Annotated in this window: 20 protein-coding genes and 1 pseudogene; 15 read left to right on the forward strand and 6 right to left on the reverse strand. The window is 57.0% G+C overall.

Translation table 11 applies throughout. The features are described 5' to 3' along the window. Positions 1–467: 467 nt before the first annotated feature. Together Q1A20_RS13635 and Q1A20_RS13640 are read left to right on the forward strand one after the other, a co-directional pair. The gene (locus Q1A20_RS13635; protein WP_298969231.1) at positions 468–1,175 is read left to right on the forward strand and encodes a hypothetical protein; all 708 of its coding nucleotides are present in this window, start codon (positions 468–470) and stop codon (positions 1,173–1,175) included. Between the two features lie 267 nt (positions 1,176–1,442). Beyond that, entirely contained in the window at positions 1,443–1,751 is a 309-nt protein-coding gene (locus Q1A20_RS13640) for a hypothetical protein (protein WP_299401911.1), read from the forward strand. Here Q1A20_RS13640 and nagA read toward each other — a convergent pair. The 4 genes from nagA to Q1A20_RS13660 are packed head-to-tail and all read right to left on the reverse strand — an operon-like array spanning position 1,694 to position 5,534. Then, positions 1,694–2,845: an N-acetylglucosamine-6-phosphate deacetylase gene (gene nagA / locus Q1A20_RS13645; protein ID WP_299917129.1), complete on the reverse strand. Its 1,152-nt coding sequence runs from the start codon at positions 2,843–2,845 to the stop codon at positions 1,694–1,696. The two genes, Q1A20_RS13640 and nagA, sit on opposite strands and share 58 nt — an antisense overlap. Beyond that, positions 2,842–3,873: an SIS domain-containing protein gene (locus Q1A20_RS13650; RefSeq protein ID WP_299917131.1), complete on the reverse strand. Its 1,032-nt coding sequence runs from the start codon at positions 3,871–3,873 to the stop codon at positions 2,842–2,844. Before Q1A20_RS13650 ends, nagA begins: the two co-directional genes overlap by 4 nt. 9 nt (positions 3,874–3,882) lie before the next feature. Continuing rightward, positions 3,883–4,641, reverse strand: a complete 759-nt coding sequence (locus tag Q1A20_RS13655; protein WP_298969236.1) for a GntR family transcriptional regulator — start codon at positions 4,639–4,641, stop codon at positions 3,883–3,885. After that, positions 4,638–5,534, reverse strand: a complete 897-nt coding sequence (locus tag Q1A20_RS13660; RefSeq protein ID WP_299401914.1) for a BadF/BadG/BcrA/BcrD ATPase family protein — start codon at positions 5,532–5,534, stop codon at positions 4,638–4,640. Before Q1A20_RS13660 ends, Q1A20_RS13655 begins: the two co-directional genes overlap by 4 nt. A gap of 152 nt (positions 5,535–5,686) precedes the next feature. Between Q1A20_RS13660 and Q1A20_RS13665 the strand changes: the two genes are divergently transcribed. The 9 genes and pseudogenes from Q1A20_RS13665 to Q1A20_RS13705 all read left to right on the forward strand — a co-directional run bounded on the left by Q1A20_RS13665 (position 5,687) and on the right by Q1A20_RS13705 (position 14,291). Further along, complete coding sequence (locus Q1A20_RS13665) at positions 5,687–6,583, forward strand: N-acetylmuramic acid 6-phosphate etherase (protein WP_299401915.1); 897 nt, start codon at positions 5,687–5,689, stop codon at positions 6,581–6,583. Positions 6,584–6,597: 14 nt separating this feature from the next. Beyond that, entirely contained in the window at positions 6,598–7,851 is a 1,254-nt protein-coding gene (locus Q1A20_RS13670) for an ABC transporter substrate-binding protein (protein ID WP_299917133.1), read from the forward strand. Between the two features lie 197 nt (positions 7,852–8,048). After that, on the forward strand, positions 8,049–8,975 hold the full coding sequence (locus Q1A20_RS13675) for a carbohydrate ABC transporter permease (RefSeq protein ID WP_299401917.1): 927 nt from the start codon (positions 8,049–8,051) through the stop codon (positions 8,973–8,975). Between the two features lie 10 nt (positions 8,976–8,985). Next, positions 8,986–9,825, forward strand: coding sequence for a carbohydrate ABC transporter permease (locus Q1A20_RS13680; RefSeq protein ID WP_299917135.1), 840 nt, complete (start codon positions 8,986–8,988; stop codon positions 9,823–9,825). Next, positions 9,822–10,847, forward strand: coding sequence for a Gfo/Idh/MocA family oxidoreductase (locus Q1A20_RS13685; RefSeq protein WP_299917138.1), 1,026 nt, complete (start codon positions 9,822–9,824; stop codon positions 10,845–10,847). Before Q1A20_RS13680 ends, Q1A20_RS13685 begins: the two co-directional genes overlap by 4 nt. Next, positions 10,844–11,845 (forward strand): ABC transporter ATP-binding protein, encoded by a 1,002-nt coding sequence (locus Q1A20_RS13690; protein WP_299401920.1) that lies wholly within the window; start codon positions 10,844–10,846, stop codon positions 11,843–11,845. Before Q1A20_RS13685 ends, Q1A20_RS13690 begins: the two co-directional genes overlap by 4 nt. A 176-nt stretch (positions 11,846–12,021) precedes the next feature. Next, positions 12,022–12,110 (forward strand): annotated as a pseudogene (locus Q1A20_RS13695) (transposase); the annotation flags it as partial. Between the two features lie 346 nt (positions 12,111–12,456). Next, positions 12,457–12,831, forward strand: coding sequence for a c-type cytochrome (locus Q1A20_RS13700; RefSeq protein ID WP_299917140.1), 375 nt, complete (start codon positions 12,457–12,459; stop codon positions 12,829–12,831). Positions 12,832–12,998: 167 nt separating this feature from the next. Next, complete coding sequence (locus Q1A20_RS13705) at positions 12,999–14,291, forward strand: PQQ-dependent sugar dehydrogenase (RefSeq protein ID WP_299917142.1); 1,293 nt, start codon at positions 12,999–13,001, stop codon at positions 14,289–14,291. 34 nt (positions 14,292–14,325) lie between these two features. On the opposite strand, the gene Q1A20_RS13710 is transcribed toward Q1A20_RS13705, so the two are convergent. Both Q1A20_RS13710 and Q1A20_RS13715 read right to left on the reverse strand, forming a co-directional pair. After that, complete coding sequence (locus tag Q1A20_RS13710) at positions 14,326–14,712, reverse strand: hypothetical protein (RefSeq protein ID WP_299917144.1); 387 nt, start codon at positions 14,710–14,712, stop codon at positions 14,326–14,328. Positions 14,713–15,279: 567 nt separating this feature from the next. After that, positions 15,280–16,191 carry an AraC family transcriptional regulator gene (locus Q1A20_RS13715; protein ID WP_299917146.1) on the reverse strand — a complete coding sequence of 304 codons (912 nt, stop codon included), beginning with the start codon at positions 16,189–16,191 and terminating at the stop codon, positions 15,280–15,282. 202 nt (positions 16,192–16,393) lie between these two features. On the opposite strand from Q1A20_RS13715, the gene Q1A20_RS13720 reads away from it, so the two are divergent. From Q1A20_RS13720 to Q1A20_RS13735, 4 genes are all read left to right on the forward strand, one after another. Beyond that, positions 16,394–17,248: an SDR family NAD(P)-dependent oxidoreductase gene (locus Q1A20_RS13720; RefSeq protein WP_299917147.1), complete on the forward strand. Its 855-nt coding sequence runs from the start codon at positions 16,394–16,396 to the stop codon at positions 17,246–17,248. Between the two features lie 73 nt (positions 17,249–17,321). Beyond that, positions 17,322–17,819 (forward strand): carboxymuconolactone decarboxylase family protein, encoded by a 498-nt coding sequence (locus Q1A20_RS13725; protein WP_299401925.1) that lies wholly within the window; start codon positions 17,322–17,324, stop codon positions 17,817–17,819. A 53-nt stretch (positions 17,820–17,872) separates the two neighbouring features. After that, entirely contained in the window at positions 17,873–18,190 is a 318-nt protein-coding gene (locus Q1A20_RS13730) for an Atu4866 domain-containing protein (RefSeq protein ID WP_299401926.1), read from the forward strand. A gap of 49 nt (positions 18,191–18,239) precedes the next feature. Beyond that, positions 18,240–18,758, forward strand: coding sequence for a nuclear transport factor 2 family protein (locus Q1A20_RS13735; protein ID WP_299401927.1), 519 nt, complete (start codon positions 18,240–18,242; stop codon positions 18,756–18,758). Positions 18,759–18,774 lie beyond the last annotated feature (16 nt).

Below are 18,774 nucleotides of genomic sequence, written 5' to 3' on the forward strand. Positions count from 1 at the left end.
CTCTCGACATTAAATACCGCCGCACGCGTCGCTGGCGCATTCGGATGCAGACCTTGAACGATGAATTCCGAAAGGCAGGTCAGTCCTGCGCTGCTGCCCCCAAAGCTCGTGTATGGTATTCGCTAGGGGTGTCTTTTCTAATTGGCGACCAATTTTTACGAGGCCATTCTTGACGGACGATGCAGGAATCTCAAGCACATCTCTTTCAACCCCCGCCAAGCGTGCGTTGGCTAAGAATGACATTCACACCATGACTGAGTTGCGACTGCTGTTAGACGAGCATGGGCGGGAGTACATAAGGACCAGGATGTTTGGCATTGGGGTGGTTATCGCACGCGAAATCCTGCGGTTTCTGAACGAATGCTGGGGCAACGTAAGGTCCGCGTTGAGGAAGGTTTCCGACTTTCTGGCACTGCAACACATTTTGAATTACGTGTCTCAGAGCGAATAACTGATCGGGTCTTACAATGGTGTTCAAAATCACAATCGGCGAGCACGCATCAAAAGCTGTCGCCGATGCGGATCTGCGCATTGATGGGAAGCTCATGCAGAGTTGGTCACCACCGGTCCGCAATGAGGCACAACTTCTTACAGAGGTGCAGTTTGATAAAAAGACACTCGACGCTCACCGTCTTGAAATGGAGCTTAAGAAAGTAGTGGTTTCAGACATTGAGGTCCACAGCTCGCTGCAAGGTACATTTTCACTCTCTGCTGTTGGAACCGTGATCAACCACTTCAGGCACAGAGGAATACGGACCGCTCTAGTAATACACAGAGACCTCGGCGATATAGCTGGAAAACAGGGAAGTACGACTTCTATACGAGTTTTGGGGGATGACCTAGCTAATCTAAGCTGGCCCAACCCGACGAAATACCCGGACAGTTTCGACATCCTCAGGCAGTTAGAGGACGCAGTTGATCATCTTCGGCGCGAAATAAGGTCGATAAACGACCCGGCACTAGCAAATGCTCGTGTAAGATCAGCAAGGGCACACTTGGATTCACTCTCAGCTTTCTTGAATGACGACGCAGGAATGAGCCCTGACGAGGTGCCTGCAGAAGTTCCAAGGAATCTCAAAGACCGCCTTGCCGAGGTTAACTGGGCGAACATATCGACACATTCCCAAAAATGGGCTGATACAATTGTCAGATTAATCGACAAGCTCTTCTCATAGTGTTCGCGGGTTGAACGAACTAGGCAAATCCCACTGAGAAGCGAACGTACCAGGATTGGTGCGGACGCGTAATAGCGTGTTTCAATCTTTGTGCGCCAAACTATGGACATTCGCCAACCAACTCGAAAGCTGGGTAAGAAGTCGCGTTCCAGCTAGCCATAGCGAAGCGTTGGAAGGGATGCTGGTTCAGGCTTCTCAAGGAAACCGACATGTGTCTGACTCTCGCGTCCTAGTCGGCGAGGTCAGTCAGAAAGCGAAACGTCAAACATGCTTCGAATTGCATTCCTCGCAGCCGCAACTGCTATGCCCCTGTCGGCACCAGCACACGCCCACCACAGTGGCCTCTACGAATACAGGGCCAAGATAGTCCGCGTCTATGATGCGGATGCGGTCTGGGCCAATATCGACCTTGGCTTCAATGTCACACTGAACAACCAGCCGCTGCGCCTCCATCGTGTCGATACGCCAGAGGTGATCCGCAATCACGTTGTCGACGCGGTTAGGATCAACTACGCCGCCTATATGCCATTCAGCAGCTTCAATCGTTTGCTGGTTGCAAAATTATCCCTGGAATAAATAGCTAAACCTTCGGCATGCTTTAACTGCCCAAGGGCTCCGGGATCTCGCAGCAACGAGGTGGGTGCTGATGTTGCCCGGCGAACCGCCTGTTCCTCGGACTCTCCCGCCTGAGCGATCATGACGGATATCGCGCGTGGCAGATCGAGGTCCGCGCCTGCCAGGGTCCCGTCTTCTAATGTCAGGCGGTGATCCTTTCGGAAAACGTCACGGTCATTGAGCGAGAACTGTTTGATGTCGGACCCGGCTGTGGCCATTGCATCGCTCACAAGAAAAACGCCGTCTGAATTCTTGCTGGCGGCCAGAGCAATACGAATAGCTGCGGGATGCACGTGGATTCCATCGGCAATCAAACCCGCATACACGTCATCGCGCGACAGTGTGGCACCGACCAGCCCCGGTTCGCGATTTCCGATCTGGCTCATTGCGTTAAACAGATGCGTCACACAGCGCGCGCCCGCATCGAAGGCATGCATGCACGTCGCATAATCAGCGTTTGTATGGCCGAGGGAAACGACTATTCCCGCATTCGACAGTTCTTTGATCTGGGCGCAGGAGGTGCTTTCGGGCGCGACCGTCACCATCACATTGGCGAGCCGGTCCGCGGCATCTAACAAAAGCGACATATCTTCGTCCGTCATTACGCGGATCAGATTTGGATCATGAGCCCCTTTTCGAGCGACAGACAAGTGCGGGCCCTCAAGGTGAATGCCGATGATGCCCCTCACTTTCTGGGCGATGAATTGCTCCACAGCATCAATCGCCGCGGAGGTGCGTTCTGGCGTATCCGTAATCAGGGTCGGCAGCAGAGCGATGGCGCCGGTTGTCGCGTGGGCTTCCGCGATAGTGTTCAGGGCGTCGACGGTTTGGTGATCATTGAACATCACCCCGCCACCACCGTTGACCTGCAAGTCGACAAAACCAGGGGTTATGATCCCGCCCTGCAAATGTTCGGTCGGACAATCCTGCGGAAGACTGTCTCGGGGGCAGGTGGTCAGAGCGCCGTCTCTGTCAACCACCAGAGCGTGATTGTCATAAAGCGTCTGTCCGTCGTGGATCCTGGCGCCGACAAAGGCCTTGGCAATGCCGTTCATACCGTTTCAGTCACTTTCTTGAGGTGACGTGGTGCGTCCGGGTTGATCCCGCGCGCGGCGGCCGTCTGTTCCACCATGGCGTAGAAGCTGGCGATCAGCGCGATGGGGTCGGTCAATGCGTGACCGGTGCGTGTTGCGGGGAGGGCGGTGGCGGCGCGCACCTTAGAACTGGTTGCGAAGACATTTGCACCTTTGGCGGCGACTTCATCCGCGACCGAGGCAAGGGCATCTTCGGCCTGGTCATTCGATGCCAGGGCAATCACCGGGAAACCGCCATCGATGATAGAAACGGGGCCATGCAGCACCTCGGCGGAAGAATAGGACTCGGCGTGGATTTGACAGGTTTCCTTAAACTTCAACGCCGCTTCGTTGGAAATGGCATAAGAGGGGCCACGCCCCAGACAATAGATCGAGCTGCGCCCCCCCAAGGCGGCCCGCACCTCGGGCCAGTCATTGTTGACCGCTTTTTCCAAGGCATCGGGGAGGCCCCGGATGGCGGAGCGCAAGGCGTCGTCTCTGGCCCATTCGGCGAGCAGCCAGATGCCTGCAACGGCAGAGTTTACAAAGGTTTTGGTGGCGGCCACGCTGAGTTCAGGGCCTGCGTGCAAATCTAACGTATGATCGGCGACTTGCGCCAGGGGGCTGTCCGGCTGATTGGTCATCGCGATAGACAAGGCCCCGCCCGCGCGCGCCATCTTTGCCATCTGTACGATGTCCGGGCTTTTGCCGGATTGCGATACCGACAAGCAAACAGAGCCATCAAGGGCCAGCTTGCGATTATAAATGGATGCGACGGAGGGTCCGATGGAGGCGATCGGTGTTCCCATAAGCAGCTCAGAGCAATATTTGAGATAGGTCGCCACATGGTCCGAAGAACCTCGAGCAACGCTCACCATAAAGGCAGGCTTGCGGGTGCGCACCGCGTCTGCGGCGCGGGAAATGGCGTCCTCGCCGTTTTGCAGAAGTCGATCTACTGCCAGCGGGATTTCCAGAACTTCACGGCGCATTTGGGTCTGGGGGATAGACATCTTGCTGTCCTACTCTTTTGCTAGTCGGAGCTCGGCCACAAAATTGTAGGCATCTCCGCGGTAAATGGATTGGGTGAATTCAACGATGCGCCCATCCGAGAGGTAAGAGGTCCGCTCGATCCGCAGACCAGCCATGCCCGGTTCGACCTCAAGCAGTGTTGCGTTTTCTGCCTCCAGATTAATGGCCGAAATTTTTTGAAGCGCGCGCACAGGGCGTAACCCCATTTCTGCAAGGACTTCGTAGAGAGACGTCTTGACCAACACCGGGTTGGGCAGGATGTCGGTCGAGAGGGAGGCGCGTTCGATTGCCATGGGCTTATTGTCAGCCGTCCGAAGTCGCGCAATACGAGACACAGATGCGTCGGGCGACAATGCGAGGGCCAGCACTTCGTCCGGAGAGGGCATAAAAACGCCCCGTTCAAGCCAAATGCTTGCTGATGCCATACCGCGCCGGGACATGTCTTCGCTGAACGAGGTCAGCCGTGACAGTGATTGTTCGATTTGCGGCGTGTCCGAAGCGACGAAAGATCCAGAGCCCTGTTTCTGGACGATAATGCCCTCTTCGGCGAGCTCGTGAATGGCCTTTCGAACCGTGACGCGCGACAGCTCCGTGATGCTGGCGATCTCACGCTCGGGCGGCAGTGAGTTGCCAGCTTTAAGCACGCCCTGATCCACGCCATCGCTGAGCCGCTGGCGTAATTGCACGTAACGCGGCCCGCCATCCGGGCGCAGCCAATTACTCGGTGCGAGGAATTCGGCAATACTCATGTGGTGCTGCTCCGGGTTTCGGTGAGGGATGATTTGGCGAGATAATAGGCGCCGTCCAGCGCCGTGCCGCGTGACTGGATTTGTCCGCTCAGGGCGTCCGGCGGCAGGTAACGCGCATAACGGGGGCCGACGCCGCCGGTCAGGCATAAGGCGTTTCCGGGTTGAAAGCCCAGGGCCAACAACCCGCGCAACAGGTAGTCTGCACCACGCGCCATCAACTCCTGCGCCCATGTATCGCCTTGTTCCGCAGCGGTGACGATGGCAGGCGCCAAGGCGCCAAAATCGCCGGGCATTGCGGACATGCTAAAGGACACGATCGCATTCGGGTCATCATCGAACCTGGCAAACAACGCCCGGGTCAGGTCGCTGTGGTCTGCGAGCCCATCATGGCACAGCAACACCTGCTCCAACCCGGCACGGCCCAGCCATGCACCCGATCCCTGGTCCGCCACGTGAAACCCCCAGCCGCCCACATACCCAAAGGTGCCGCCTTTGCTGGCTGCAACTATGGTGCCGGTTCCGACAGAGAGCAGAAACCCATCGTTGCCACCAAGCGCGCCGGTGACAGTCGTCGGGCGGTCATCTGTGACGACGCTGCTTTTGTAGGGCAAAGCAGAGGCAATCCGCCGGCTATCCTCGGCGGTCATGACCCCAGCCAGTCCCAGATGAGCGACCGCATTCTCCAATGCGCTTTCATCAAGGTTTGCTTTTGCGGCGGCAGCTTTGACTGTCATGACGATGTTCTCGACCGCCAAGTCCGGATCAGAGGCAGCATTTGCGCGCCCGCCCTCAGCCCGCGCGGCAATGCCGCCCGACAGGGTACCAATGGCGGCCCGGCACCCCGTGCCACCCCCGTCAACGCCTATGAGAAGCATTTGTGCTGAATCAGACATGAGATACCTTTATAATACCTATTTGGCAAAAGAAAGACCTATTGTGTGATTTGGGGTCTTAATTGGCCTTACTTTTGTGCACAGAGACAAAGAAAAAATAAATGGTAGACAAAAGGTATTTAAAAGGTATTAGATTAGTTAAGGAGATTCGGATGCTGCTGCCAACAACTGAACAACTGCCCCAAAGCGACGCAATTGACGCGCTCTCGCCGCATGTGGCTGCCGAGACGATGCTGGATGGGCATCAGGCAGCACTCGACGCGATCAGGGCGGTATTGCCAGCCATTGTGGCGGGCGCCAAGGCGATGGCAGCCACCATTCGGGCGGAACGCTCGCTTATATATATCGCAGCAGGAAGCTCAGGCTTGATGGCGCTTGCCGATGCATGTGAGCTGCGCGGCACTTTCGGCATCCCGGCGGGACGCATTCAGATCCACATGGCAGGCGGCATCCCAACGGATGGCACCATGCCGGGCAACACAGAAGATGACACGCAGGCCGCAGAAGTCGCCGTCCAAAATATCCACAAAGGCGATGCGGTCATCGTGCTGAGCGCAAGTGGATCAACGCCCTACGCGGTGGCTGCGGCCCTGTCCGCAAAGGCCAAAGGGGCCAGCATCATCGCGATTGCCAACAATCCCAACACGGAACTGCTCAATCTGGCCGACATTGCGATTTGTCTGCAAACACCGCCGGAAGTCATCGCCGGGTCTACGCGTCTGGGGGCGGGGTCTGCGCAGAAGGTTGCCCTGAATATGATGTCGTCGCTGATGGGCATCGCCCTGGGCCATGTGTACAAAGGTCAGATGGTCAACGTCGTCGCAGATAACGCGAAATTGCAAAAGCGCGCTGCAGGCATGATCAAGAGCATAACGGGCGCGTCGGACAGTGTGGCAGAGGCCGCTTTGGCGCAATCCGGTGGAGAAATCAAATCTGCGATTCTGGTGGCCTCAGGCTGCCCGCTTGACGCTGCGACCGACTTGCTCGCGGCGCATGACGGGCATCTGGGGCCCTGCATCAACTCATTAAACCAAGACGTAAATGTCTGACTAGGGAGACGACCATGAAAAAATCACATCTGATCGGTGCCATGCTGGCTTCAACATTCATCGTGGGGGCTGCTGTGGCGCAGGACGTGACGCTGACGATCGAAAGCTGGCGCAACGATGACCTGGCGATTTGGCAGGACAAAATCATACCGGCCTTCGAGGCTGAGCACCCCGGGATTAAGCTGAACTTCAAGCCCTCTGCACCGGCAGAGTATAATGCGGTGCTCAATTCCAAGCTCGACGCAGGTTCTGCCGGTGACATCATCACGTGCCGCCCCTTTGACGCGTCTCTCGCGCTCTATGAAGCAGGCCACCTGGCCGATATCAGTGACCTTGAGGGCATGGCGAACTTCTCGCCCGTGGCCAAGTCGGGCTGGAGCACGGATGACGCATCTGTCCAGTTCTGTGTGCCGATGGCCTCGGTCATCCACGGCTTTATCTACAACAAAGACGCGTTTGCTGAATTGGGCATTGAAGAGCCAACAACCGAGGCTGAATTCTTTGCGGCGCTCGACACGATCAAGGAAGACGGCAGCTATATTCCAATGGCGATGGGCACCAATGATCAGTGGGAAGCCGCGACCATGGGCTACAACAACATCGGCCCGAACTACTGGAAAGGCGAAGACGGCCGTCTTGCGCTGTTGGCGGGCGAGCAGAAACTGACCGACGAAGCCTGGGTCGCGCCCTATCGCCAATTGGCGAAATGGGGTGACTATCTGGGCGATGGATACGAGGCGCAAACCTACCCGGACAGCCAGAACATCTTTACGCTGGGGCGTGCCGCGATTTATCCAACCGGGTCTTGGGAAATTTCTGGTTTCAACGGTCTGGCTGATTTCGAAATGGGGGCCTTTTACCCCCCCGTCCAGAACGCAGGCGATACCTGCTATATCTCGGATCACACGGATATCGGCATCGGCATGAACGCTGCCACACCCAACAAGGAAGCGGCTCAAACCTTCCTGAACTGGGTCGGCTCTTCTGAATTCGCGACGATCTTTGCGAATGCATTGCCGGGTTTTTTCCCGCTGTCTTCGGCGCCTGTCACGCTGGAAGACCCCCTGGCGCAAGAGTTTATTTCCTGGCGCGGCGAGTGTGAAAGCACGATCCGGTCGACCTATCAGGTGTTGTCCCGTGGCACCCCAAACCTTGAGAACGAAACCTGGAACGCATCTGTGGCCGTGATCAAGGGAGAGGAAAGCCCCGAAGACGCAGGCAAGCGTCTGCAGGAGGGTCTGGCCAGCTGGTACGAGCCGCAAAAGTAGAGCTCAAACCAGGTTGCTGCCTTGCCCCGACGCCCTCCCAGTTGGGGCAAGGCCCGCCCCACAGACCGACCATGAGGCCGCAACCACCGAAAGCGGAGTGATGTCTGACCGGGCGCCAGCATTTTCTGGCGCAGGCCGTCGCGACACACCCTGCGGTTCCATAATCCCCACCACCGACATTGTGTCCGGAGAAAGCCATGTCAGATCAACATACACGCCCTAAGACGCGCTGGCACATCGCGGTGTTTCTCGCGCCTGCGGTGCTGGTCTACACCGCTGTGATGGTCTACCCGCTGTTTAATACCCTGCGGCTGTCGCTCTTTACCGAGATCGATCAGGAGCGTGTCTATGTTGGCCTCCAGAACTTCAAAACGCTATTCAATGAGAGTGTCTGGTCAACCCAATTCTGGAACGCGCTGGGCAATAATTTCTGGTTCTTCATCATCCATATGCTCGTGCAAAACCCCATCGGCATTGCACTGGCGGCCATCCTGAGCCATCCGAAGTTGCGCTTTGCAAGCTTTTACCGCTCCGCCATCTTCATTCCCACGATCCTGAGCTTTGTGATCGTCGGTTTTGCCTGGAAGCTGATCCTGTCGCCCATCTGGGGCATCGCGCCCGGAATGTTGGACGCGGTCGGCCTGAAATCGCTTTATGCCCCCTGGCTTGGCAAAGAGGCCTATGCGCTGACGACGCTGTCGCTGGTTTCAGTCTGGCAGTTCGTCGGCATCCCGATGATGCTGATTTACGCCGCTCTGCTTTCGATCCCCGATGAAATTCTCGAAGCCGCAGAGGTCGAAGGCATCACTGGCCTGTCCGCCTTCTGGAAGATCAAACTGCCGCTGATCCTGCCCTCCATCGGGATCATCTCGATTCTGACCTTCGTGGCCAATTTCAACGCCTTCGACCTGATCTATGCCGCCCAAGGCGCGTTGGCGGGGCCTGATTTCTCGACCGATATCCTCGGCACATTCATGTATCGCACGTTCTTCGGCTTCCAGCTGCAACTGGGCGATCCACATATGGGATCGACCATCGCGTCGGCGATGTTCGCCATCATCCTGGTCGGTGTGTGCCTGTACCTCTTCGGTATCCAGTCGCGCATGCGCCGCTACCAGTTCTGAGGAAACAGCCATGAGCGTCGCCCGCCAGAACCGCTTTAACCTCTTCGCCGCACATGCTGCGCTGATCCTCTATACGCTGATCGCACTGTTCCCGGTCTTCGTGATCGTCATCAACAGCTTCAAAACGCGAAAAGCGATCTTTCGCGAACCTTTGGCCTTGCCGGATGCAGACAGCTTTTCGCTGATCGGGTATCAAACGGTGCTCAAGCAGGGGGATTTTTTCCTCTACTTTCAGAACTCGATGATCGTCACCGTCGGGTCGCTTTTCTTTATCCTGCTTTTTGGCGCCATGGCCGCCTTCGCGCTGGCCGAGTACCGCTTTAAGGGCAACACGCTGATGGGGCTCTATCTGGCGCTTGGCATCATGATCCCGATCCGCATCGGGACCGTCGCCATTCTGGAAATGATGGTCCAAACCGGCCTGGTGAACACGCTCTGGGCTCTGATCTTTGTGTATACCGCGCAGGGGCTGCCCCTGGCCGTGTTCATCCTGTCTGAATTCATGCGACAGGTCAGTGACGATCTCAAGAATGCGGGTCGCATCGACGGCTTGTCAGAATATCGCATCTTTTTCCGCCTTGTCTTGCCGCTGGTGCGGCCTGCAATGGCGACCGTCGCGGTCTTCAACATGATCCCCATCTGGAACGATTTGTGGTTTCCGCTGATCCTTGCTCCGGCAGAGGAGGTCAAAACCCTTACTCTCGGCAGCCAGGTCTTCATCGGTCAGTTTGTCACCGACTGGAACGCTGTGCTGTCGGCGCTGTCCCTGGCGATCTTACCCGTCATGGCGCTCTATGTGATTTTCTCGCGCCAGCTCATTCGCGGCATCACCTCGGGTGCTGTCAAATGAGGGTCATCGTCGCAGGCTTGGGCAATATGGGGCGCAGCCATGCGCTGGCCTATCATGTCCATCCGGATGCCCAGATCGTCGGGCTGGTAAACCGATCCGCCACAGAATTGCCAGATGCATTGGCCGGCTACCCAACCTTCAAAACCTTTGAGGAAGGGCTTGGCTTGAACCCGGATCTGGTCTGCATCGCGACCTATTCCGACAGCCATGCCGACTATGCCATCGCGGCAATGGAAGCGGGCGCGGATGTCTTTATCGAAAAACCACTCGCCACAACGGTCGAGGACGCCAGACGCGTTGTCGCTACCGCCACGCGCCTGGACCGCAAGCTGGTCGTAGGCTACATCCTGCGCCACCATCCAAGCTGGCGGCGCCTCATCGCAGAAGCGCGCGCTTTGGGCGGGCCTTACGTATTTCGGATGAACCTGAACCAGCAATCCGATGGCCCGACATGGGACACCCACAAAGCGTTGATGCAAACCACCAGCCCGATTGTAGATTGCGGGGTGCATTATGTGGACGTTATGTGCCAGATCACGGACGCCAAACCGGTCCGCGTCAGCGGCATGGGCCTGCGCCTGTCGGACGAAATCGCGCCCGACATGTACAATTATGGTCAGTTGCAGGTTTGGTTCGACGACGGATCAATCGGCTGGTACGAGGCAGGCTGGGGGCCGATGATGTCGGAAACCGCGTTCTTCGTAAAGGACGTGGTGTCCCCAAACGGGGCGGTGTCGATCACCGATGGTAATAAAGGTGCTTCTGACAATGTGGATGGCCACACCAAGGTGGGCGGCCTTCTGGTGCATCGCCCATCTGGCGACAAGCTGATCGACCTGCCCGATGAGCCCGACCATCAAGCGCTTTGCGACGCCGAGCAAGCCTTTGTGATCGACGCAATCTCGAACAATTCAGACCTGTCGCGGCACATGAATGATGCCGTGCAATCTTTGGCGATCTGCCTCGCCGCTGATGAAAGCATCCGCATGGGCCACCCCATCGACCTAGGAGACCAGCAATGACCGCTCTCACCCTGACCAATGTCTGCAAGTCCTTTGGCGCTGTCGAGGTCTTGAAGGACATCAACCTTACCGTTGAAGACGGCGAGTTTGTTGTCTTTGTTGGCCCCTCGGGTTGCGGAAAATCCACTCTGCTGCGTGTCATCGCCGGGCTGGAAGATGCCACCAGCGGAACCGTCGAAATTGGGGGTGATGTGGTCAACACCGTCCCGCCTGCCAAGCGCGGCATTGCCATGGTGTTCCAATCCTATGCGCTCTATCCGCATCTGACGGTGCGCGACAACATGGCACTTGGGCTCAAACAGGAAAAGCAGCCCAGATCGGTGATCGATGAGCGCGTGAACAAAGCTGTGAGCATGCTCGACCTTGGCGCTTATGTCGACCGCCGACCATCTGATCTGTCAGGGGGCCAGCGCCAGCGCGTGGCCATCGGCCGCGCCATTGTGCGTGAGCCAAAGCTGTTCTTGTTTGACGAGCCGTTGTCCAATCTGGATGCGGCCTTGCGTATGAACACCCGGATCGAAATCGCTGAACTGCATCGCACCCTCAGCGCCTCGATGATCTATGTCACCCATGATCAGACCGAAGCGATGACCTTGGCCGACAAAATCGTCGTGCTGCGCGACGGGCGCGTTGAACAGGTGGGCTCGCCGATGGAACTCTATAACAATCCTGCAAACCAATTCGTTGCAGGTTTTCTGGGCTCTCCGGCCATGAATTTCCTCAAAAAGGCTCCGCTTACAATTCCCAAAGGTGGGACATTGGGCATTCGCCCCGAACACCTGCGCCCGGCCAAAGGCGGGCGGATCAAAGGTACGGTAACCCATGTCGAACGACTTGGCGGGGACACCAACCTGCTTGTCTCAACCGCCGAGCAGGAACCTCTGACGGTTCGCATATTCGGTCAGGATGATACCCAGGTCGGCGCAGCGATCGAACTCGATTTCAACGACACGCAGTCGTTCGCCTTTGACAAGAGCCTGCAAAGAGTTGCGATCTAGCTACACGTCATGGTTTCCGCGCATTTATGACTAATACCTTTGCATTCGTCCGCCCTTTGAGTGCGCGTTCACCAACCAGATCATTCACGCTTCGGTTGAAAATTTCGGCAGCGTTATTTGGTGAGGTGTGACTGATCTTACAAAGAGCAGAATTGCATCATTCACTTGATCGCGGGCGAGACTTTACCGCCTGGATTGGCCTCGTGCCAAGGCAATACAGTACGGGCGGCCGGAAGGTTTGGGGCGCATGTCTAACTGCGGAAATTGACATCTGCGGATACATTTCGTTCAGGCTGCGAACAGTGGCCGGTCCATACATTCGGGAGGTGGGCGACAACGGTTTTTTCGGGGGAGGCGCATACATGCTGCACTGCATACGACGGCAGCTATGAGCCCCAACGCAGCTTTTATAATGCGAGTAAACGCGGTTGATCACTACGCCCAGCATGATCGTTATTTGAGCGCCTGTTTTTAACATTCATTGTTGCTTGCTCTGCGAAGTGGCGAGTTGCAATTAAAACGATCTGGTATCTGATCTTTGCGAAACATTGGACTTGTCGTGAAGACCGCTTAGAACGGTTTGAGCTGATCGAGTAATGGAGACTGTCCTGATGTTGAAAAACTGCATTCTAGCAATGCTGATGATCACTTGTGGTTTTGCAGCGCGGGCAGATAATCATGCAACTGACGCCACAAAGGCCGAAGATATCGAAACGTCACCAATAGAACATGTGGTGGATTTGGAAGCGGCGGAGAAAATCTTTCGCAAATCCTGCCGGGCCTGTCATGGAAACAAAGCGCAGGGTGCGGCCAGCTATCCAAAGCTCTCCGACAAGACGCCGGAATATATCGCTGAGAAGCTGAAGATCTACAGGTCCGGAGAGAAGATTGGCCCGAACTCCATTCTGATGATCAGTCACGCCAAAAAGCTCTCTGACGAGGATATCGTCAATATATCGGCTTACGTAGCAACGGCCTTCGACTAATACGGTAATCAGAAACTACCGCTGCGCCAAGGGACTCTCGTCAAACGAGAAATTCGTTGACCGTTCGATGGACCGAGACCTATGGTTAACGTCTTGGTCGGCGGGGACAGACGATAAGCCGGAAGGCCTTCCCGGTCGACTTTTGAAGCGACTTCTGGGAGGAAAACATGTTTCACGTCACGTCTTTTTCTGCGCTGCCGATCGGTGCCGCGCTTCTGGCTGGTGCGGCTGTATTGTCATCGCCAGCTTTTGCACAAAATGGGATGAACACCACCAGCCTGCAACATGAGGTTGTGCTCGACGGTTTGGAAAATCCGTGGGACATGGCCTTTCTGGAGGACGGCACAATGCTGTTCACCGAGAAGTGCTCAGGCCTTTCTGTGCGTATGCCAGACGGTACGGTGAACGCCCTCTACGGCGTCGGTGAGATGGCGGGTTACGCCTCGAATGGCTCGGATTTGTTTTGCGAAGGTCAGGCGGGCATGATGGGTGTCGCGTTTGATCCAGACTTCGCGAGCAATCGCCGCATCTATGTTTATTCGACCTCTAACATGTCGGACCCGCACACCAACCGGTTGATGCGTTTCACGCTCAGTGAGGACTTTACCGGGGTTTCTGACAGGACCGATATTGTCGATGATGTGCCCTACAAGATGGCGGCATCGAACCACCCCTTCGGTGGCCCCGGTGCCCACAACGGCGGACGCGTGCGGTTTGACGCAAACGGTCACCTTTTTCTGACCACGGGAGACACGCATAATGGGGAGGTGCCGCAAAGCCCGACGATGATGGGGTCGAAAGTTCTGCGCATTGATACCGATGGCAACGCCATTGCTGAAAACAGTCCACCTGAGGGTTTCGATGCCAGAACCTACACTTATGGGCACCGCAACGTCCAAGGGATTGCCTTCCACCCGGAAACAGGTGCTGCAATCACGGCGGAACATGGGCCCTGGCACTCCGATGAAATCACGATTCTGCAAAATGGCGGCAACGCCGGATGGGATCCTCGTCCAAACATGGCAGGGCGTGGCGACTGCCCGGACGACTACTGTGGATACAGTCCGAACCAAGAAGACGGCATGAACCGATATGAGCGGGCGGCCTTCATGTCGATGACGGACTTCGACACCTATCCTGACGCGATGCCACCGATCTGGAACAACAACGGCTGGTCGCAGGGCACCTCATCAGCGGCATTCCTTGAAGGTGACGCCTGGGGTGACTGGAACGGCGCGATGGTCGTCGGGATCATGGGCATTGGCTTTGGCGGAACCCCGATCGGCCAACGGATCGACGTGATACAGTTCAATGACGACAATACGGACGTCGAAGACGTGACGGAAATGACCCTTCCCATGGAGTCCGGACGCTTCCGCTCTGTGGTCATGGGCCCGGATGGTAGTCTTTACACATCCATCGACGAAGGCACGATCTACAAGCTGACCCCCGGCGGTTGATTGGCTTTGTGGCCGCGCGCTGATATCGCGCGGTCTAGTCTCCGATGACCAGCGCATAGGGTACTTCGAAGCGCTGGTCATCAACCCTCACGTGGTAGACGCCTCCGGACAGTCGCCAGTCCATGTCGGTACCCACACCGGACATGGTCGCATTGCCGCGCAGAAACTCTCCTTCCGAGAACAGCAGAGTCCGTGCAAAGCCGTTTTTGAAGGTCACCACCACCGCCGCCGATCCAGCAGCTCGGGCGACAGAGGCGCTGCATACACCCAGCGATTGCCCGACCTCTTGCGCGCAGCGGACCTCGCCCGTCGCGTCAAAACTGCCCGATCTGGCGCGATCTTTTGCCGCCACGGTGTCTCCAATAACCGTGCCCGGCAAAGCCACTGTAAAGATCAATGCGAGGGGTCGTACAATGCGCATCGCGATGCTCCTCGGTTCGAATAGTAGTATCGCTATCGATCAATCCTGCGGCAAGACCTTGAACCCAGGCCCTAAAGACCGTTGAATCTGCATCTGAGACATCTGACACCCGCGTCGCGCGTGGCTGGTCTGGTATGCGGCCATTTGCCGTTGATGAATGACCGATCCGGGGAAGGACGTGCCGAGCCGTCGCGAAGCGTTCGCAATCTGGAATGAGCTGTTGTGCCGGCACTCGCAGCACCTACATCAGGTGGCTTGGTCCCGCGTAGTGTGAGTTCCCGAAGTCGGTTGTTCGCAGGCACTCGGAATGTCTTCCATGAAGGGTCGCGCCGAAGCATCGAAACACCTAATTCAACGGTGGCTTTGGGTCGCCTGAAACAGCCAGATTTTGGCATAAGGGGCATTTCTGTGGTGCTATTGATGATCGGTAAGAGCCCACTCTAACCGGTGCTTCAGTTGAGATTAACGGCAGCTTTGTTTGCTTGGTGTCTCTCTAAGTGCCGTTGGGTCAGAGATGGTAGAATTTGGTTCTCAATGCGCCGCTACCGAAATTACGGTGCTGCCGGCTCACTCCACTGCCTGAGGTTCGGTTGCCAGGATCGAACCTGTCAGCGCCTCAATGTCTTTCATGGGGGGCTGCCCGAATTGCCTGCGATACTCGCGGCTGAACTGTGATGGGCTTTCGTAGCCGACAGAAAAGGCAGCCTGCGCGGCAGATCTGGTCTCAAAAAGCATCAGTCGCCGCGCCTCCTGAAGGCGCAATCGCTTGTGGTACTGCAAGGGCGACATCAAGGTCACAGATTTGAAGTGATGGTGCAGAGCGGAAGGCTGCAGGTGCGCTTCTTCGGCAAGACGGGCCAGCTCAAACGGCTCGCGGTAGTTTTTCTTGATCAGGGCGATGGCCCGCGCGATCTGTCGCCCTTGCCCTGGTCCATACACGCTGCGCAGAACGGCCTGTCCTCCTGGCGCTCTGATGACCCGATACAGTAGCTCACGCTCATATAGCTTTGCCAAAGCCGGGATGTCATCCGGGCTTTCCACCAACGCCACAAGACGTGTCGCAGCATCCACGATGCTCGATGTAGTTTCTCCAAGAAACAGTCCCGGGCCGGTTTCTGGAGCCACCTGGTCCAATGGCATATCGACGGCAAGATCGGAGAGGACCGCGGGGTCAATGCCGAAGCGAAGGCAAAGATATGGTGCCGCCGGTGTTGCTTGTGTGATCTGCCCAATGATCGGCAAATCGAATGACACAACGAGGTATTTGGCCGCGTCATAATCATAGATGTGATCTGCAATCATGACCCGTTTTGCACCCTGCACCACGATACAAAGCGCCGGTTCGTGAACCGCGTGAAGGTCCTGAGTTTGCTTTGTGCTGCGGATAAGGTCCAGCTTGGGCACAGGCGTTGCGTGAATGCCATCCTTTTCGACTAATCGGGCAATCATCTGTGCAAGGCTGTCAACGGAACTTTCCATGCGCATTCCCTCTCATTCTGGTGAATTTTGGAGAGCTTTCTTAGAAGAGATATCTAGATGTGGGCAACGGGTTTTTGTAGTCCCGCGGAGAAATAGGCAATCATTCCGGGAGATTGTTCTACCGTCAGCAACATCGACATTCACATATCAACTGCAGAAGGCGCACCCCGGAATTGGGCGTGCCAGATGTCAGGAGGTTGATATGGCGAAGGATAGAAAAGTGTGGTTCATAACCGGCGCGTCGCGCGGCATTGGATTGGAAATTGCAAAAGCCGCGCTGAGCGCCGGTGACCGGGTTGTGGCGACAGGGCGTGACGCCGGCGCGGTCAAAACAGCGTTGCCGGACACGGATGATGCCATCGCGCTGCAACTGGATGTGACCGATCCTATGCAGGCCACGACAGCGGTTGCAGAGGCCGTGGAGCAGTTTGGGCGGATCGATGTCCTGGTCAATAACGCCGGATATGGCCAGCTTGGGGTGTTCGAGGAGATCGGGCACGACACCATTCTTCGGCAGTTTGACACCAATGTGCACGGCACCTTGCACGTCACCCGCGCCGTGCTGCCGGTGATGCGCCGCAACACATCGGGTCATATCTTCAACCTCTCCTCCATTGGCGGTGCACTGGGGTTCGACATCGCATCGATCTACTGCGCGACCAAATTCGCGGTGGAGGGCTTTTCGGAATGTCTCGCGCTTGAGGTGAAGCCGTTCAATATCAGTGTGACCATCGTGCAGCCGGGCTTCTTTCGCACCGATTTCCTCGATGACAGCTCAATCCGGTTTTCGGATAAAGCGATCAGCGACTATGCCGATTATGCCAAGGCGACGCAGGGGTTCTATACCTCGCAGAACCATGTGCAGGCAGGGGACCCGGCAAAGCTTGGCGCCGCGCTTGTGCGGCTCTCCCGCGAAAAGACGCCGCCGCTCCGTTACGCTGCCGGGTCAGACGCTCACGACTATCTGAGCGGGGCTTATGACGCGCGAATGGCCGAGTTGTCGGAGTGGCAAGAGCTGTCCAAATCGACGGATGGCAAGGCTGCATCCGCCGCCTGATCGCGGAGATCCCAACGTTTCTATGGCCCCGGGCCGGGCAAAGTCACCTCACAGCACTCAAGAAGGACGGACCATGACCATTCAGAACACCACGTTTTCGGCTGTCGCCCTCACGATTGGACTGACCATGTCACCCGCGACTGCGCAGACCGACGAAGGAGGTACAATGTCTGACACGACACAAGAACGTCTTCAGCAGGGGGCAGATGTCATCCTGAAACTGAACAACGGCGTGCCCCAGACAACGCTGGAAAACATGCGGCAGGAGTTCCCTTTCCTCGCAGACGCGACCCAGGCCTACGCGCTTGGTGATGTCTGGACGCGGCCCGGTCTCGATGATCGCACGCGCCAGCTCGCAGCTGTCGCCGCCTTTGCCGCCATGGGGGAACGCGGCCTGATGAAGATCCATGCGGGCTATGCCCTCAACGTCGGCGTCACGGAAGATGAGTTGAAGGAAATCGTCTACATGATCACCGTGCCCGCGGGCTTCCCGAAAGCAATTCTGGCCTCGCAAACCATGGCGGACCTCTTCGAAGAGCGACGCGCGGTTGGCGGCGGAGCGGAGCAGTGAGGAGGTCGGAACGTGGGCTGCACGCACGCATTCTCGCAACCTTGGCTGTCGCCATGACTGGATCCGTCGCGCAGGGGCAATTCGTCACCACCGACTTCCCGCAATCTCCCCGACCGGAGGCTGCGACGGAGCCTCAGACCCACGCGTTCGTCGGCATGTGGGTGACGGAAGACGGGCATATCCGCCACGGTCTTTTGCCGAACGGGCGCTACGACGAAGCGCGCGGCAGCCGGGAAAGTGCCTATCAGGGGCGGTACCATGTCACCGGCGACATCATCCAATACTGGGATGACACCGGGTTTTACGCGGACGGACAGTTCCGCGACGGGATCCTATATCATGGTGGCTACATCTTCTACCGCAAGGAGTGATGGCGCGTCCCAGCCGCAACATCCCCTGATGCCATTCAAGGAGCCGCCCATGCCTTTGGATAATATCCGACCTATCGCACTGACCTTGGGTCTTGCTGTCTGCTTGCCAGCGCTGACCAATGGTCCGGCCAACGCCGCAGACCCTTTGGTCGAAGAGACCAACCGCCAGGTTGTCCGTGACGCCTTCGAAGGATGGGAAGCGGGGACATTCAACGTCTTCGACTTACTTGATGCGGATGTCGTCTGGACCATCACGGGCTTTGATCCGGTTGTCTCTGGCACGTATCGCGGCAAGGAAGACCTCCTGTCGCGCACGGTGGCGCCTTTCAGCGCACGCATGAGCGAAGGGCTCAGTCCGACGCTGTACGAGGTCTGGGCGGATGGCGAAGATGTTCTGGTGCGTTTCGATGGCCAAGGGCGCACGGCGGCCGGAGACATCTACAAGAACCACTATCTTTGGATATTCACGATTGAAGAAGGTGTCGTAACCGAAGTCACCGCATTTCTCGATACCGCAGCCTTTGCCGCGCTTCTGTCACGTGATCCGGGCATGGATGCGATTGAATAGCGTGACCGCGGTGCTC

The sequence above is a fragment of the uncultured Roseobacter sp. genome (assembly GCF_947501835.1).
In the GTDB taxonomy this organism is placed as follows: Bacteria; Pseudomonadota; Alphaproteobacteria; order Rhodobacterales; family Rhodobacteraceae; genus Roseobacter.